The following is a 17,324-nucleotide window of genomic DNA, read 5'->3' as shown; positions in this document are numbered from 1 at the left end:
AACCATTCGAAACAACACAGCTCTAAAACCACTCAGCATTTGAGAGCGACGAGGAAAACGTTTTGGAACCATTCGAAACAACACAGCTCTAAAACCTGACGAGCAGGGAAAATTCCCCACCAATGGTTTTGGAACCATTCGAAACAACACAGCTCTAAAACCTCAGGCTCCACTTTGAACGACTCTTTATCGTTTTGGAACCATTCGAAACAACACAGCTCTAAAACAAGATGTAGAAATAATTGACTATTTCTTTGGTTTTGGAACCATTCGAAACAACACAGCTCTAAAACAATGGTTTGATAACCGTAGTATAAAAGAACGTTTTGGAACCATTCGAAACAACACAGCTCTAAAACTTATTATCATTTGTTACGTTGATTTTAAACGTTTTGGAACCATTCGAAACAACACAGCTCTAAAACACGGACTGGTCTTTAGCCATGGAAGATATGGTTTTGGAACCATTCGAAACAACACAGCTCTAAAACCTCGTAGAAAAATTTTTCTCACGAAATTTCGTAATCGCGCCATTCGTCCCAGCCAGACTTCAGCTCGTCAGGTTCCAATTGTTACCCTTATTATACCATATTTTCAGGGTTCAAGAAATAGTCTTGATCCAGCACATATTGAGGAAAATCATAGACTTTTCGAGGTTCGATAAATAAAACCTTTAGTTGATTGAGTTGGATATACTCTATCAGATTTACTAACTCATCCTTTGATAGATAGGCGGTCGCATTGATGAAGACAAGGAGTTTCTTTTTGGAAAGATATTTAAAAACTTGGACAATTTCTAGCATCTTTTCGAAAGGTGTATCACTCAGAGTTTCAACTTTGACTCCTAGGGCATCGATCAACTCTAGAATGGTGATTTCATCGTACTCTAGGTCTAGTTCATTTTCTAAGCACTCAAATGCTAACAATTCTGTAATCGTAGCTACCAGTTTTTCAATCATGGATTTGACTTCTGGCTTGTCATTAAGTTGATTTTCAAGATCTGCATGTATCAGCTTGAGCATGGCAGGTGAGTTGAGATTATATCCTAAGACATCCGTTATCAGTAGTAACTCAGCCTCTCTCAGAGCTTTTAGATTTCTATCAAACAACTTTAACTCTCCATCATCAGTGTACTGGTAGAACTGCTTGACGATAGTCGAAAAGGTAAACTGGTCTTCCAACACTAAAAAGGTTGCATTTTCAATAGCCAATGGTTCATCTAATAATGGGAAATTAATCTTCATCTCTAGGCTCCTCTCCTAGAAAGACTAAACGTGCATCGGAGTTTGCTACACTGGTATTTCGCTCGCCATTTAAGTAGATCATGCGAGAAAATTGCTTTTCTGTAACGGTTAAGAGAGTAATGTTTCCTTTTTTAGGGTTGTGAGTTTTGAGTCGCTCAATCATGGCGTTATTAGCAGAGTTGTTGAGCAAAAGTTTGCTATAGATGGAGAATTGGTGCATGATAAATCCCTCATCTATGAGGAACTTACGAAATTTCCGATAGGCCTTGCGTTCCTCTATAGTATCAACCGGCATATCAAACATTAAAATCATACGCATATATCGATAACTCATATCCTAAACTCAGGAACTCCTTTCTCCGGTTGATTGAGAGCTTGGATGACTTTCTTAGTATAGTCGCTGACGATATTGGACAGGTACATATCTTTGCCATTGTAGTGGAAGGTATCTGAGAAAATAGTGAACAGCTCTCGCTTGATTTTGACAAAAGAACTGCTTCGATTTTCATAGACGATTCTGTCAATAATCGGACGGAAAGGCTCCATAATATCGCTAGCTAGGTTGAATTGATTAAACTGATTAGCATGTTTCAAGCCAAACTGGGTCATACAGCCAGACAAAACAATCTCACGCGCAAACATACTCAAAATTAAGGTGTAACCGTAGTCCAAGGCAGCATTGACATCATTATCTTGTTCACGGCTAAAATCATTTCCAAACAAGGTGTTAAAATAAATCCGAGCTGCGTGCCCTTCGCGGTTGCTAGGATCAAACAAATCCAACCCATGATAGAGATCAATGACGGACTGACTCTTTTCCAGAAAACCACAACTATCCAAATAAAAAGCCTGATTGAGAATTTTTTGTGCAATAATCGTCGTCCAGATTTCCGCCTTTACATCTTCATTCCAGGAAATTTGACGAGAGAGTTGTAAACTGGAATCGTGCCGACCGTAGTAAGGCATTAAGTATGCAGTTGGCAAGCGTTTATCATCACAAAAGATGACCAGAATATTTTCATCCACCAAACGTTTAATCAGCATGGTGGAGAGAACGATATCCGTCGTCTCCAAAAGAAGGATGTCCACCTCGGACAGGTGAATCAACTCTGTCCGAGAGGCATCTTTAAAAATCAAGTGATTGTTCTTGTAGGAGAGCTTAGAGTGCGTATTGACAACAACGGTTCTCCATCCCATTAGTCTTCTCCTAGTTTACTTAAGTCAATCCGAGTCTCGTAGAGACCAGTGATAGATTGGTGGATGAGGGTGGCGTTGAGGATTTCAGATACAGTTGTGTACCGTTTTCGATCAACATCTTTGCCAAAAAATTTAAAGGCAGCAGGAGCACCCAAAGCAGTAAAGGTCAACAAATTGATAAACGAATTTGCTAGAATTTCTATATCTGCTTGCTCATTGTCTGCATATAAGTTCTGGATTTTCTCTAGATTTGCATCTGCGAGGACATATTTTTGAGAGAACTCAGATACAAGATTTAACAAATCCTTAAATTCATTTCGGTGTTTCTGGATGTATTCCAAATGTTCTGGCTCGTCTAGTTTATGGACATTTTTAGAATGGTAGAGCAAGATTGTTAAGTATACTGGAAGTACTATTTCATTGCCTTTTTGAAGTTCTTTCGCACTGGCAAGCATGCGTCTGCGACCATTTTCCAGTTCAAATAAACTATACTTAGGTAGGCAGAGGATGTTTTCTTTACGGACATTATGATAGCCTTTATTTTCAAGGAAAGTTATTGGATTCTCCTCAAAAGCGGCTTTTTCCATAATCGTGATACCAACTAGAGTTTTGACAGTCTTCAGTTTTTTCGCTTTTCCTTTTTCGATATCGGCAATGAGCAAGATCGAATAGGCGATAACAGGGCTATCAAATCCCCCATATTTAGTAGTTTCCCAAAGAATATCCTTTGTTTTTCGAGGGATTAGCTTGTCAGAATTTCCTTTAGGAAGAATGGACTCTTTAGAGAAACCACCTGTTTGCACCTCTCGCTTCTTCACAATATTCACCTGCGGAAGTGATAAAATTTTTTTGATTGTTGCGAAATCTTTTTCCTTATTCCAAGCGATTTCTCCAGTATCCTTGGAGTATTCGATATTCTCTCTTTTTACGATAGTTCCGTCTGCGTAATGCACCTCTTCTTTAAAGAAGTTCAGCAAGTTTGAGTAGAAGAAATATTTTTCAGTTGCTTTTTCGACTTCTTTAGGATCTTTGAATCTGGAGATGTATCTCTTAAGATCGTATTTTTGATAGTTACCATAGACGAATTCAGGCTCTAGTTTAGGATATTTCTTAAGGATAGCCTTAGCAACCACTGCATTTAAATAGGCATCATGCGCGTGGTGGTAGTCATTGATTTCCCGTACCTTGTATAACCTAAATTCTTTACGGAAGTTGGAAACTAGATTGGATTTCAAAGTGATGATTTTGACGATGCGGTTCTGCTTATCCTTCTCAGTCACTTCTGTATTGAAGCGGGCATCTAAAATCTGAGCAACATGTTTTGTGATTTGACGTGTTTCAACTAACTGGCGCTTGATAAAACCAACTTTATCACGCTCATCTAGCCCACCTCGTTCAGCCTTGGTTAAATTATTAAATTTACGTTCTGAAATCAATTTAGAATCCAATAATTGTTTCCAAAAGGCTTTTCTTTTTTGAACGACTTCTAGGCTAGGAACATTATCGGATTTCCCACGATTATCCTTTGAACTAGTTAAGACACGGTTATCAAGAGAATCATCCTTGATAAAGGCCTGTGGGATGATGTGGTCAATGTCATAGTTGCTCAGTTGGTTGATATCAAGAGCTTCTCCAGTGTACATATCCTTCCCATTTTGGAGATAGTAAAGGAAGAGACGATCATTTTGAAGTTGAATATTATCTGTTGGATGTTCTTTTAATATATTTGAATCAAGCCCAGGTGCTAAATTTTTTAGTGCATCTTCAATGCGCTTATATCTTTGTTGAGAATTCTTTTTCCCTCTGCCAGTTGTCTGATTTTCTCGTGCCATCTCAATCACAATGGACTCAGGAGCATGTCCCATAACCTTGACAAGTTCATCAACAATCTTGATACTTTGTAAAATTCCCTTTTTAATGGCAGGGCTTCCTGGGAGTTCTCGGACAACTTGCTTCACATCGTCAATCTCACCAACCACTTGTGCTTTTTGGATAATTTCTTTGAAAGAAAGCCTGTCATCATTGATTAACTGCATAAAGTTACGATTAATCTCACCATCATCAATCAGGTAGTCAAGAATCGTATTGCCAGTTTGTTTATCACTGATACCGTTAATTAACTTAGCAGAGAGTTTTCCCCAACCAGTATAATGTCGACGAGTCAGTGCTTTGATGACTTTTTCATCAAAGAGAGAGTCATACTGAGCAAGGCGTTGCTTAATCATCTCACGATCTTCAAAGATAGTTAGCGTGTGGACGATATTTTCAAGAATCTCTTCATTATTAGGGTCATCCATAAACTCTTTATCCTTAATAATCTTAAGTAAATCATGATAAGTAGAAAGACTAGCGTTAAATTGTTTTTCAATTCCTTTTAGTTCGATTCCATCGTAGCCATCAACATTGTGTAGATAATGAATGATGTCTTTTTCAGTTACTTTTCTTTTATCTTCGGCCTTAAAAAGAGTATAAAAAATATCTTTCTTTTGCCCGCTATCAAGGAATTGATAGTCTCTCAATCCCTCTGCAATAAATTTTACTTTTGTTAATTCATTATAGACAGCAAATGTTTCATACAAGAGACTGTGCTTAGGCAAAACTTTTTCCTCTGGTAAATACAAATCATAGTTAGTCATCTTATTGATGAATTCTTCTGCAGAGCTTGCCTTATCAACAATTTCCTCAAAATTCCAAGGTCGGATTGCTTGGTCAGAATTTCGAGTAAGCCACGCAAAATCACGATTGCCACGAGCCAATGGGCCAACGTAGTAAGGAATACGGAAAGTTAAGATTTTCTCTATCTTTTCTTTATTGTCCTTCAGAAATGGATAATATTCTCCTTGCCGACGGAGAATGTCATTCATTTCTTGAAGGTGAATTTGATGAGGAATAGAACCATTATCAAAGGTGCGTTGTTTTCTCAAAAAATCTTCACGTTCGATTTTATCAAGGAAATAATCTGTTCCTTCGAATTTAGAGAGAAGATTTTTGATATATTTGTAAAATGTTTCTTGAGTGGTCTTGCCATCGATATATCCAGCATACCCATCTTTAGATTGGTCAGAAAAAACTTCATCATATTTTTCTGGAAGATTGTTTTTGATGAATTGTTTTAAAGCTGCCAAGTCTTTTTGGTGATTTTCATAGCGCTCAATCATAGATGTTGATAATGGAGCCTTGGTTGAAGGATCTGTGACAGTCAAAATGCCTGATAGAAGAATAGCATCATAGAGTTTTTTGGCAACTAAGAAAAGATCAGCAAAGTCATCTCCAATTTGTCCGAGCAAGTTTTCCAAATCCTCATCATAGGTATCTTTAGAAAATTGTAGCGGAGCTTTTTCTTCTAAGTCAAAATGTTTTTTGAAATCAGCTTGATTTCCTACAATCAACTTGAGAAATTCCGAAAACAAACCAGTGGACTTTTCATCAGGAAAGAGTCTTAGAACGCGTTCTCTCTTTGCAGATTTACTAATTTTATCGGTAAAAATTGCTTCTATTTGTGCGTTTTGCCCACTAAGTGAACTTCCTTCAAAGGTGTTGTCGTAAATGCTTATAAACTCGTTAAAGATTTTTTGAATATCATTATTTTTTATATCGAAAGCTTCTTCATATAAAAAATGCCCACGGTATTTAATCATATGAGCTAATACTAGATAGATCAAGCGCAAGTCAGCTTTTTCTTTCGAATCAGCCAGTTGCTTTCTCAAATGATAGATAGTTGGAAATTGCTTATGGTATTCTTTTTCTTCTGCCAAGGTAGCAAAAATAGGGTATTTACTCCCTCTTTTATCCTCAGGAATTAAAAAGGAGTCATCCAATCGATGAAAGAAACTACTATCTACCTTGCTCATTTCCTCAGCAAAGATTTCTTGAAGATAGCGAAGACGATTTTTCCGGCGAGTATAGCGACGACGTGCAGTTCGTTTAAGGCGTCTAGCCTCAGCAGTAGTTCCCTCATCAAACAATAGAGCCCCGATGAGATTTTTCTTGATAAATCGTTTATCGGTATTACCCAGAACTTTCATCTTTTTAGATGGCACTTTATAGTCATCTGTAATAACGGCCCATCCGACGCTGTTAGTACCAATATCAAGTCCGATAGAGTAATTTTTGTTTTCCATGTATAAAAACCTCCGTTGTATTAAGTTATAATTTTAAAATTAAGAAATGAGAGCTTTGATTAGGGCAATGCACCCATTTATAAACTTTACTAACTCAGTTAGAATAGCTAAATTATCTTTAGTGAATTTGAACTTTTTCAAAATAATTTCCTTAAAATATAACTATATTTAATCGTATCATTCTAACTAAAAATTTCAATAGAATAATGATGAAATATCGGTAAAAATGTGCTAAAATCAATTATAGGTTATATTTTAGTTTTAGAACTGTATTGTTTCAAATGAGGATAAACTAGCTTTTTGTCGTATCTGTAAAATGATTTACATTTCACTTGATAATTTTTGACAAGTATAGTACAATAAAGCTGTTGGAATTATTCGAAACAACACAGCAAAGTTAAAATAAGGCTTTGTCCGTACACAACTTGAAAAAGTGCGCACCGATTCGGTGCTTTTTATTTTATTATACTAACTTATTGTACTCCTATTTTTAGAAAAAAACAAATATTATCGTAGCGCTTTCATAAAATTCGAGATCAATTCGATGGAGCTTGTAAGTGGGTTAACTGAGAAATATGATTTCCTTTTGTTGGTTTATATGTTCGGGATGATAGCAATACAAAATAAAAAGAACTGGGATAATTAACTATCCTAGTTCTTTTTTATATGAACTGTTCTTCTATTCCCCCTCAGCTAACTCTTTCCCAAGTTGGATGAGGTAGTCTTTCAAGTCGTTTTTGACTTGTGGGTGTTTGAGAGCGTAGTCGATGGATGTTTTCATAAAGCCAAACTTGTCTCCGACATCGTAACGAGCCCCTTTGAACTCACGAGCAAATACACGTTGTGTTTTATTGAGGGTATCGATTGCATCTGTCAGCTGAATTTCATTTCCTGCACCTGGAGCTTGGTTTTCGAGGATTTGGAAAATTTCAGGAGTGAGGAGGTAGCGTCCGATGATAGCAAGGTCGCTAGGAGCATCCTCTGGCGCTGGTTTTTCAACGAAGGTTTCAACGCTGTAAAGGCCGTCTTTTCCTTCGCCTTGTGGAGCAATAACCCCATAAGCAGATACTTCGTCATGAGGGACTGGCATGACAGCGATAGTAGACGCGTGGGTACGCTCGTAGTCATCCATGAGTTGTTTGGTAAGTGGAACAGCCTTTTCGTTGGTGATATCCATCAAGTCATCACCAAGCATAACGACAAAAGGTTCATTTCCGACGAAAGCTTTGGCTTGCAAGACAGCATCTCCGAGACCACGTGGATGTGTTTGACGGATAAAATGCAGGCGCATGCCGGTTGTCTCATCAACCAGCTTCAAAAGATCTGTTTTCCCTTTTTCTTTGAGGTTATATTCCAATTCGAAGTTTGAGTCGAAGTGGTCCTCGATAGAACGTTTTGACTTACCAGTAACAACCAAGATGTCTTCGATTCCAGACTTGAGGGCTTCTTCAACGATAAACTGGATAGTTGGCTTGTCTACGATTGGCAACATTTCCTTGGCCAAGGCCTTAGTTGCTGGGAGGAAACGAGTTCCCAATCCAGCGGCAGGGATGACTGCTTTTCTGACTTTTTGTTTCATGATGTTCCTTTCTATAAGGGTCTAAGACCATTCGTTTTCTGCTTTAAATTCATTGCTCATGATGTCAGTGATTGCTTCTTTGATATTGACACCTTCGTAGATAACTCGGTAAATAGCCTGTGTGATTGGCATGTAGACATCCAATTCCTGAGCCAGCTCGTAAGCTGCTCGAGTTGTTGAAATGCCTTCGATGACCATACCCATGTTTGCTTCGATGTCTGCGAGGGATTCTCCACGACCGAGAGCATCACCGGCCCTCCAGTTACGAGAGTGGACAGATGTCCCCGTTACGATCAAATCTCCAACTCCAGAAAGACCGCTATAAGTTAGGGGACTAGCCCCAAGAGCCACCCCTAGACGGGTGATTTCTGCTAATCCTCGAGCGATGATAGCCGACTTGGCATTGTCACCAAATCCTAGGCCATGTAATGCACCCGCACCAACTGCAATGATGTTTTTGAGAGCGCCAGCGGTTTCAACTCCGATAACATCCGTATTAGTATAGAGACGGAAGTAGTGATTGCTAAAGAGATTTTGGACGTACTGAGCAGTTTCAAGGTCTTTAGAGGCTGCAGTGATCAAGGTAATATCCCGCACAATCGTTTCCTCAGCGTGACTAGGTCCTGAAACAACAACGACTTCACTACGAAGGTCAGCTGGGATTTCCTCTTCAAGAATAGTCGATAGGCGTTTGTGGCTATCTGGTTCCAATCCTTTGGAGGCATGCATGATGACAACCTTGTGATCGAGCACCTTTGCTACTTGTTGGGCAACCAGTCTCGTTACTTTTGTTGGGACTACAAATAAAACAGCATCCACATCCTTTAGTGTTTCTTCTAAATCATGATAGGCTTTGATTTTTTCGTCGAATAGGATATCTTTGAAATAGCGTTTGTTTGTATGTTGGTTATTGATTTCATCAATTTGGTCAGAAATATTTCCCCAAATTCGAACCTCGTGTCCATTGTCGTTTAGGACCTGCGAAAGGGCAGTTCCCCAAGAACCAGGACCCAAGACAGCGATGGTTTGTTTCTTCATCTTTTCCTCCTTGTAAGAGTTCTTCCTTCCATTTTACCATAAAAAGCCTTTTCATGCATCACCTGTAGATGAAAGCGTACTAATTTATAATAAGGAGACTTCTTTGACAAGATGCCTCTTTTTTGCTAGAATAGCATCAATATGAACGAATGAGAAGGAGCTGACGCAGGATGTCGCTCCCTTTATCTATTTTATTAGGAGGAAATATGCTGATTAAAAAAATAAAAACCTATAAATGGCAGGCCTTGGCATCCTTAATGATGACAGGCTTGATGGTTGCGAGTTCGCTCTTGCAACCGCGCTATTTGCAAGAGGTGTTAGAGGCTTTGTTGGCCGGACAAAATGAGGCTATTTATAGTATTGGCACTTGGCTGATAGGAGTAGCCCTAGTCGGTCTGGTTGCAGGTGGGGTCAATGTAACGCTTGCAGCCTATATTGCTCAAGGAGTGTCTTCGGACCTTCGGGAAGACGCTTTTCGCAAGATCCAGACTTTTTCTTATGCCAATATCGAGCAGTTTAATGCCGGCAACCTTGTCGTCCGTATGACCAATGATATCAACCAAATTCAGAACGTGGTGATGATGGCTTTTCAAATTCTTTTCCGTCTCCCTCTTCTCTTTATCGGTTCCTTTATCTTGGCGGTTCACACTCTTCCATCACTTTGGTGGGTGATTGTCCTCATGGTGCTCTTGATCTTTGCACTAACAGCCATCATGATGGGAATGATGGGACCACGATTTGCTAAGTTTCAAACCCTTCTTGAACGGATCAATGCTATCGCTAAGGAAAATCTACGTGGTGTGCGCGTGGTTAAATCCTTTGTGCAGGAAAAAGCACAATTTGACAAATTTACCGAAGTCTCAGATGAACTTCTCGGCCAAAATCTTTATATCGGTTATGCCTTCTCAGTTATAGAACCTGTTATGATGCTAGTCGGCTATGGGGCAGTCTTCCTCTCTATCTGGTTGGTGGCAGGCATGGCTCAGTCAGATCCATCTGTTGTGGGCTCGATTGCTTCCTTTATCAACTATCTCAGCCAGATTATCTTTACCATCATCATGGTTGGATTTTTAGGAAATTCTGTCAGTCGTGCCATGATTTCCTTGCGTCGTATCCGCGAAATTCTAGATACCGAGCCAGCGATGACATTTAAAGATCTCCCAGACGAAGAGTTAGAAGGAAGTCTCTCTTTTGAAAATGTGACCTTTACCTATCCCAATGACGATGAGCCTATGCTGAAGAATGTGACCTTTGAAATTGCGCCTGGTCAGATGGTCGGTGTGGTTGGGGCGACTGGAGCAGGGAAATCCACCCTAGCTCAGTTAATTCCACGGCTTTTTGATCCACAAGAGGGATCTATCAAGATTGGTGGCAAGGATATTCGAGACGTCAGCGAGGGAACCTTACGTAAAACAGTTTCCATCGTCTTGCAACGTGCTATTCTCTTTAGTGGGACCATTGCAGATAATCTTCGTCAAGGAAAAGGCAATGCCAGCGTGTCAGAAATGGAACGTGCAGCACGGATTGCCCAAGCCAGCGAATTTATCGGACGCATGGAAAACAAATTTGAGAGTCAGGTCGAAGAACGAGGCACCAATTTTTCTGGTGGACAAAAACAACGGATGTCCATTGCCCGTGGGATTGTCAGCAATCCCCGTATCCTGATTTTTGATGATTCGACTTCGGCTTTGGATGCTAAGTCAGAGAGACTCGTGCAGGAAGCTTTGAACAAAGATCTGAAAGGGACAACAACCATTATCATCGCTCAAAAGATCAGTTCAGTCGTCCATGCGGACAAGATTTTGGTCTTGGATCAAGGGCGCTTGATTGGAGAAGGAAGGCATGCGGATTTGGTAGCTAACAACGCCATCTACCGCGAAATCTACGAAACACAAAAGGGAAAGGAGGAATAAAATGAAAACCGTTCGATTTTTCTGGAATTATTTTAAAGTTTACAAGTTCTCCTTTGTCATTGTGATTCTGATGGTTGCGGTTGCGACGATTGCCCAAGCCCTCTTTCCAGTTTTTTCAGGTCAAGCAGTCACAGAGCTAGCTAACCTAGTTCTAGCTTATCAAAATGGGACTTCCGAACTAGCCTGGCAGAGTTTGTCAGCTCTGATGCTGAATCTAGCTCTGGTTGTCCTCGCCTTAGTGGTATCTAGTTTGATTTACATGACCTTGATGACCCGTGTGATTGCTGAGTCAACAAATGAGATGCGTAAGGGCCTCTTTGGCAAACTTTCTCGTTTAACGGTTTCTTTCTTTGACCGCCATCAGGATGGCGATATCCTCTCTCGCTTTACGAGTGACTTGGACAACATCCTTCAAGCCTTCAATGAAAGCCTAGTTCAGGTCATGAGCAATATTGCTCTTTACATCGGTTTGATCTTTGTCATGTTTTCAAGAAATGTGACACTAGCCCTGATAACAGTAGCTAGCACCCCAGTAGCCTTTCTCATGTTGGTCTTCATCGTGAAAATGGCCCGCAAGTACACCAATCTCCAGCAAAAAGAGGTTGGGAAACTCAATGCCTACATGGACGAGAGTATTTCTGGACAGAAAGCTGTTATCGTACAAGGAATTCAAGATGACATCGTAGCAGGCTTTGTGGAGCAAAATGAGCGCGTGCGCAAGGCAACCTTTAAAGGGAGAATGTTCTCAGGCATCCTGTTTCCTGTTATGAATGGGATGAGCTTGGTCAATACGGCCATCGTTATTTTTGCAGGTTCTGCGGTCCTGCTGAACGATCCAAGTATCGAAACAACGACAGCCCTAGGTTTGATCGTCATGTTTACCCAATTTTCTCAGCAGTACTACCAGCCAATTATCCAGGTGGCTGCGAGTTGGGGGAGCCTCCAGTTGGCCTTTACTGGAGCGGATCGTATCCAAGAAATGTTCGATGCAGAAGAAGAGATTCGTCCGCAAAATGCGCCTGCCTTTACGGAATTGCGAGAAGGTGTTGAAATCAGTCATATTGATTTCTCTTATGTGCCAGACAAGCCGATTTTAAAAGATGTTAGCATTTCAGCTCCTAAGGGGCAGATGATAGCAGTTGTCGGTCCGACTGGTTCAGGGAAAACGACCATCATGAACCTTATCAATCGCTTCTACGATGTGGATGCAGGTAGCATTTCTTTTGATGGCAAAGACATCCGTGACTACGACTTGGACAGTCTGCGGAGCAAGGTCGGGATTGTCTTGCAGGATTCGGTCTTGTTTAGTGGAACGATTCGGGACAATATCCGCTTTGGTGTGCCAGATGCCAGTCAGGAAATGGTCGAAGCAGCTGCCAAGGCAACTCATATTCATGACTATATCGAAAGCTTGCCTGATAAGTATGATACCCTTATTGATGATGAGCAAAATATCTTCTCGACTGGGCAGAAACAATTGATTTCCATCGCTCGGACCTTGATGACTGATCCTCAAGTCCTAATCCTAGATGAAGCGACTTCCAATGTGGATACCGTAACAGAAAGCAAGATTCAACATGCCATGGAGGCAGTTGTAGCAGGACGAACCAGTTTTGTCATTGCCCATCGTTTGAAGACCATCCTCAATGCCGATCAGATTATTGTCCTTAAAGATGGAGAGGTTATTGAACGTGGAAATCATCACGAGTTGCTCAAGCTCGGCGGTTTCTACTCAGAACTGTATCACAATCAATTTGTCTTCGAATAGAAAAGTTGTCCTCTTGGGCAGCTTTTTCTTATCCATAAAAAATACTTATCACGGTCTTTAAAAAAACATATTAGACAGGAAAGGGTTGGAGTGATAAGATAAGACTGTCGCAAGAAAATCGAAAGGAGACACATCATGGCTAGAACGGTTGTAGGAGTTGCTGCGAACCTATGTCCTGTAGATGCAGAAGGGAAAAACATCCACTCATCTGTATCCTGTAAATTTGCAGAGAGCATTCGTCAAGTCGGTGGTCTTCCTTTAGTAATTCCTGTAGGGGATGAGTCCATTGTTCGCGATTATGTAGAAATGATTGACAAACTCATCTTGACAGGTGGGCAAAACGTCCATCCTCAGTTTTATGGGGAGAAAAAGACCATTGAGAGCGATGATTACAACCTTGTACGCGATGAGTTTGAATTGGCACTCTTGAGAGAAGCACTCCATCAGAATAAGCCCATTTTGGCAATCTGCCGCGGTGTTCAGCTGGTCAATGTTGCTTTTGGCGGCACTCTTCACCAAGAAATTGAAGGTCACTGGCAAGGCCTGCCTTTTGGGACATCTCATTCTATTGAGACAGTAGAAGGAAGCGTGGTGGCTAAGTTGTTTGGAAAAGAAAGTCGGGTCAACTCAGTCCATCGTCAAAGTATTAAAAATCTGGCGCCTAATTTCCGTGTAACTGCTATTGATCCAAGAGACCAGACTATCGAAGCAATTGAGTCTATCGATGAGCACCGTATCATCGGTTTGCAGTGGCATCCAGAGTTTCTGGTCAATGAAGAAGACGGCAATTTAGAATTATTTGAGTATTTATTAAATGAATTGTAACGGTTAGAATCTCTAGCCGTTTTTATTCGCCCTTTCAGATTTTTTATATTTTAGCAAATTTACGCAAACGTTTGAATTCTGATAAAAATTGGGCAAATTCAATAAAAAAGCTTGAAAAAATCGAAGGTAAGCGTTATGATAGAAAAGAAGAAATTTTGGAGGATTATCATGTCACATATTAAATTTGATTATTCAAAAGTTTTAGACAAATTTGTTGCCCCACATGAAGTGGAATACATGCAAGCACAAGTAACAGCTGCAGACGAATTGATTCGTAAAGGAACTGGTGCTGGTAGCGACTTTTTGGGTTGGTTGGACCTACCTGAAAACTACGACCGCGAAGAATTCGACCGCATCTTGAAAGCTGCTGAGCAAATCAAGTCAGATAGCGATGTTTTGGTTGTAATCGGTATCGGTGGATCTTACCTTGGTGCCAAAGCAGCCATTGACTTCTTGAACCACCACTTTGCGAACTTGCAAACAAAAGAAGAACGCAAAGCGCCACAAATCCTTTACGCTGGGAACTCAATCTCATCTACTTACCTTGCTGACTTGGTAGAGTACGTAGCTGACAAAGACTTCTCAGTAAACGTGATTTCTAAATCAGGTACAACAACAGAACCAGCTATCGCTTTCCGCGTCTTCAAAGAACTCTTGGTTAAGAAATACGGTCAAGAAGAAGCTAACAAACGTATCTACGCTACAACTGACCGCCAAAAAGGTGCTGTTAAGGTTGAAGCAGATGCCAACGGTTGGGAAACATTTGTTGTTCCAGATGACATCGGTGGACGCTTCTCAGTATTGACAGCAGTTGGATTGCTTCCAATCGCAGCATCAGGAGCTGACATCAAAGCCCTTATGGAAGGTGCGAATGCAGCTCGTAAAGATTACACTTCAGACAAGATTGCTGAAAATGAAGCTTACCAATACGCAGCAGTTCGTAACATCCTTTACCGTAAAGGCTACGCTACTGAAATCTTGGTAAACTACGAGCCATCACTTCAATACTTCTCAGAATGGTGGAAACAATTGGCTGGTGAGTCAGAAGGGAAAGACCAAAAAGGGATTTACCCCACTTCAGCAAACTTCTCAACTGACTTGCACTCATTGGGACAATTTATCCAAGAAGGAACTCGTATCATGTTTGAAACAGTTGTCCGTGTTGACAAACCACGCAAGAACGTGATTATCCCTAGCTTAGAAGAAGATCTTGATGGACTTGGTTACCTTCAAGGAAAAGACGTTGACTTTGTAAACAAAAAAGCAACTGACGGTGTTCTTCTTGCCCACACAGACGGTGATGTACCAAACATGTACGTGACTCTTCCAGAGCAAGATGCTTTCACTCTTGGTTACACTATCTACTTCTTCGAATTGGCTATCGCCCTTTCAGGTTACTTGAATGCTATCAACCCATTTGACCAACCAGGTGTTGAAGCCTACAAACGTAACATGTTTGCCCTTCTTGGGAAACCAGGATTTGAAGAATTGAGCAAAGAGCTTAACGCACGTCTATAATAGAAGAAAAGAGTGGTTTGACCACTCTTTTTACTCTCTTTATTCCTAGACATTGGACTCAAGCGAGACTTGTGATATAATATAGAAAGCAAAAAGGCAGACGCCTAGAGACTTTATAGGAGAAACTATGTCAAAAGATATCCGCGTACGCTACGCACCAAGTCCAACAGGACTACTACACATCGGAAATGCCCGTACAGCATTGTTTAACTACCTTTACGCACGCCATCATGGTGGAACTTTTATTATTCGTATCGAAGATACCGACCGTAAACGCCATGTCGAAGACGGAGAGCGTTCACAGCTTGAAAACCTTCGCTGGTTAGGCATGGACTGGGATGAAAGTCCAGAGACTCATGAAAACTATCGCCAATCAGAGCGTTTGAAACTCTATCAAAAATACATCGACCAATTACTAGCTGAAGGAAAAGCCTACAAATCTTACGTCACAGAAGAAGAGTTGGCAGCTGAGCGCGAACGCCAAGAAGCAGTTGGCGAAACACCTCGTTACATTAACGAATACCTTGGTATGAGCGAAGAAGAAAAAGTAGCTTACATCGCAGAACGTGAAGCAGCTGGTATCATCCCAACTGTTCGTTTGGCTGTCAATGAGTCTGGTATCTACAAATGGCATGATATGGTCAAAGGTGATATCGAGTTTGAAGGTGGCAACATCGGTGGCGACTGGGTTATCCAAAAGAAAGATGGTTACCCAACTTACAACTTTGCCGTTGTCATCGATGACCACGACATGCAAATTTCCCATGTTATTCGCGGAGATGACCACATTGCCAACACACCCAAACAGCTTATGGTTTATGAGGCTCTTGGTTGGGAAGCTCCAGAGTTCGGTCACATGACTTTGATCATCAACTCTGAAACGGGGAAAAAATTGTCTAAACGCGATACCAATACCCTTCAATTTATCGAAGATTACCGTAAGAAAGGCTATCTTCCAGAAGCTGTCTTTAACTTTATCGCTCTTCTTGGTTGGAATCCTGGCGGCGAAGACGAAATCTTCTCTCGTGAGGAATTGATTAAACTCTTTGATGAAAACCGCCTCAGCAAGTCTCCAGCAGCCTTCGACCAGAAAAAACTTGACTGGATGAGCAACGACTACATCAAGAGAGCAGAACTTGCTACTATCTTTGAAATGGCAAAACCATACTTAGAAGAAGCAGGGCGTTTGACTGACAAATCTGAAAAAATGGTGGAACTCTACAAACCACAAATGAAATCAGTAGACGAAATCGTTCCATTGACAGATCTTTTCTTCTCAGATTTCCCAGAGTTGACAGACGCTGAGCGCGAGGTCATGGCAGGAGAAACCGTTCCGGTTGTTTTAGAAGCCTTCAAAGCGAAACTAGAAGCAATGACAGATGAAGAATTTGTGACAGAAAACATCTTCCCACAAATCAAAGCAGTTCAAAAAGAAACGGGTATTAAAGGGAAAAACCTCTTCATGCCAATTCGTATTGCCGTTTCAGGTGAAATGCATGGACCAGAATTACCAGACACCATTTTCTTACTTGGACGTGAAAAGTCAATCCAGCATATTGAAAACATGCTCAAAGAGATTTCTAAATAAAAAGGACTTCCGATGAATACATGGGAAAAAATGTATGAAGAAGCACGAACCTTATACAATCCTCATGAAGTTTCTGACTTTGTTTATGCTAACCATGTTGTTGCTGCAGTAGAAGCAGAAGATGGTCAGATCTTCACAGGATTTTGTATGGAGGGCACTTGTGGCGTTTTTCATCTCTGTGCAGAACGAGCGGCTCTCTTCAATATGTATCAATTTTTAGGACAGACCAAAGTTAAGAAAATCCTCGCCTTTCGAGATAAACCTCCCTACGGCGAAGGATCAGGTATGCCTTGTGGCGCTTGCAGAGAATTTCTCTTAGAATTGAATGCTGAAAATAAAGAAGCAGAGTTCATGATGAACTACGAAACAAGAAAAACAATTAAGGTTGCCGAATTAATCCCTTACTGGTGGGGAGAGGAACGCGCGACTAATTGGCAAGATAAATAGAAGGAGTCAGTTTAACTGGCTCTTTTCCCTTATCTTTTCAGAATTTCGATAAAGAGGAAAAAAGTCCTTGACAAAGGCGGAAAAGT

12 protein-coding genes and 1 CRISPR repeat array are annotated in these 17,324 nt (G+C 40.7%); of the genes, 6 read left to right on the top strand and 6 right to left on the bottom strand.

Annotated elements, in window-relative coordinates:
- Position 1: 1 nt before the first annotated feature.
- Positions 2-491: a CRISPR direct-repeat array (repeat unit 28 nt; unit sequence ACCATTCGAAACAACACAGCTCTAAAAC).
- 90 nt (positions 492-581) lie between these two features.
- From csn2 to HMPREF2655_RS02905, 6 genes are all read right to left on the bottom strand, one after another.
- Entirely contained in the window at positions 582-1,244 is a 663-nt protein-coding gene (csn2, locus tag HMPREF2655_RS02930) for a type II-A CRISPR-associated protein Csn2 (protein ID WP_070837524.1), read from the bottom strand.
- Entirely contained in the window at positions 1,234-1,578 is a 345-nt protein-coding gene (gene cas2, locus HMPREF2655_RS02925; RefSeq protein WP_070837522.1) for a CRISPR-associated endonuclease Cas2, read from the bottom strand. Before cas2 ends, csn2 begins: the two co-directional genes overlap by 11 nt.
- Positions 1,575-2,441 (bottom strand): type II CRISPR-associated endonuclease Cas1, encoded by an 867-nt coding sequence (gene cas1 / locus HMPREF2655_RS02920; RefSeq protein WP_070837520.1) that lies wholly within the window; start codon positions 2,439-2,441, stop codon positions 1,575-1,577. The genes cas2 and cas1 overlap by 4 nt, the downstream gene beginning before the upstream one ends.
- Entirely contained in the window at positions 2,441-6,562 is a 4,122-nt protein-coding gene (cas9, locus tag HMPREF2655_RS02915) for a type II CRISPR RNA-guided endonuclease Cas9 (protein WP_070837518.1), read from the bottom strand. Before cas9 ends, cas1 begins: the two co-directional genes overlap by 1 nt.
- A gap of 679 nt (positions 6,563-7,241) precedes the next feature.
- Entirely contained in the window at positions 7,242-8,141 is a 900-nt protein-coding gene (gene galU / locus HMPREF2655_RS02910) for a UTP--glucose-1-phosphate uridylyltransferase GalU (RefSeq protein ID WP_070837515.1), read from the bottom strand.
- A gap of 21 nt (positions 8,142-8,162) precedes the next feature.
- Positions 8,163-9,179 (bottom strand): NAD(P)H-dependent glycerol-3-phosphate dehydrogenase, encoded by a 1,017-nt coding sequence (locus HMPREF2655_RS02905; RefSeq protein ID WP_070837513.1) that lies wholly within the window; start codon positions 9,177-9,179, stop codon positions 8,163-8,165.
- 206 nt (positions 9,180-9,385) lie between these two features.
- On the opposite strand from HMPREF2655_RS02905, the gene HMPREF2655_RS02900 reads away from it, so the two are divergent.
- The 6 genes from HMPREF2655_RS02900 to HMPREF2655_RS02870 all read left to right on the top strand — a co-directional run bounded on the left by HMPREF2655_RS02900 (position 9,386) and on the right by HMPREF2655_RS02870 (position 17,238).
- The gene (locus HMPREF2655_RS02900) at positions 9,386-11,092 is read left to right on the top strand and encodes an ABC transporter ATP-binding protein (protein WP_000905736.1); all 1,707 of its coding nucleotides are present in this window, start codon (positions 9,386-9,388) and stop codon (positions 11,090-11,092) included.
- Between the two features lies 1 nt (position 11,093).
- Positions 11,094-12,860 (top strand): ABC transporter ATP-binding protein, encoded by a 1,767-nt coding sequence (locus tag HMPREF2655_RS02895; protein ID WP_000859991.1) that lies wholly within the window; start codon positions 11,094-11,096, stop codon positions 12,858-12,860.
- A gap of 135 nt (positions 12,861-12,995) precedes the next feature.
- On the top strand, positions 12,996-13,685 hold the full coding sequence (locus HMPREF2655_RS02890) for a gamma-glutamyl-gamma-aminobutyrate hydrolase family protein (RefSeq protein ID WP_000124767.1): 690 nt from the start codon (positions 12,996-12,998) through the stop codon (positions 13,683-13,685).
- A 168-nt stretch (positions 13,686-13,853) separates the two neighbouring features.
- Entirely contained in the window at positions 13,854-15,203 is a 1,350-nt protein-coding gene (locus tag HMPREF2655_RS02880) for a glucose-6-phosphate isomerase (protein WP_000018243.1), read from the top strand.
- A gap of 127 nt (positions 15,204-15,330) precedes the next feature.
- Positions 15,331-16,791 (top strand): glutamate--tRNA ligase, encoded by a 1,461-nt coding sequence (gene gltX / locus HMPREF2655_RS02875; RefSeq protein ID WP_070837511.1) that lies wholly within the window; start codon positions 15,331-15,333, stop codon positions 16,789-16,791.
- 12 nt (positions 16,792-16,803) lie between these two features.
- Positions 16,804-17,238 carry a cytidine deaminase family protein gene (locus HMPREF2655_RS02870; protein ID WP_001099276.1) on the top strand — a complete coding sequence of 145 codons (435 nt, stop codon included), beginning with the start codon at positions 16,804-16,806 and terminating at the stop codon, positions 17,236-17,238.
- Positions 17,239-17,324 lie beyond the last annotated feature (86 nt).

This window comes from Streptococcus sp. HMSC066F01 (assembly GCF_001837335.1).
GTDB classification, from domain to species: Bacteria; Bacillota; Bacilli; order Lactobacillales; family Streptococcaceae; genus Streptococcus; species Streptococcus oralis_S.
Note: the sequence above shows the minus strand (reverse complement) of the source record. Positions and strands in the feature narration are given on the sequence as shown.

Coding starts and splice junctions, on each gene's coding strand:
- cas2 (WP_070837522.1), bottom strand. CDS start 1,578: ATGAGTTATCGATATATGCGTATGATTTTAATGTTTGATATGCCGGTT.
- gltX (WP_070837511.1), top strand. CDS start 15,331: ATGTCAAAAGATATCCGCGTACGCTACGCACCAAGTCCAACAGGACTA.
- HMPREF2655_RS02890 (WP_000124767.1), top strand. CDS start 12,996: ATGGCTAGAACGGTTGTAGGAGTTGCTGCGAACCTATGTCCTGTAGAT.
- galU (WP_070837515.1), bottom strand. CDS start 8,141: ATGAAACAAAAAGTCAGAAAAGCAGTCATCCCTGCCGCTGGATTGGGA.
- cas9 (WP_070837518.1), bottom strand. CDS start 6,562: ATGGAAAACAAAAATTACTCTATCGGACTTGATATTGGTACTAACAGC.
- HMPREF2655_RS02880 (WP_000018243.1), top strand. CDS start 13,854: ATGTCACATATTAAATTTGATTATTCAAAAGTTTTAGACAAATTTGTT.
- cas1 (WP_070837520.1), bottom strand. CDS start 2,441: ATGGGATGGAGAACCGTTGTTGTCAATACGCACTCTAAGCTCTCCTAC.
- HMPREF2655_RS02900 (WP_000905736.1), top strand. CDS start 9,386: ATGCTGATTAAAAAAATAAAAACCTATAAATGGCAGGCCTTGGCATCC.
- HMPREF2655_RS02895 (WP_000859991.1), top strand. CDS start 11,094: ATGAAAACCGTTCGATTTTTCTGGAATTATTTTAAAGTTTACAAGTTC.
- HMPREF2655_RS02905 (WP_070837513.1), bottom strand. CDS start 9,179: ATGAAGAAACAAACCATCGCTGTCTTGGGTCCTGGTTCTTGGGGAACT.
- csn2 (WP_070837524.1), bottom strand. CDS start 1,244: ATGAAGATTAATTTCCCATTATTAGATGAACCATTGGCTATTGAAAAT.
- HMPREF2655_RS02870 (WP_001099276.1), top strand. CDS start 16,804: ATGAATACATGGGAAAAAATGTATGAAGAAGCACGAACCTTATACAAT.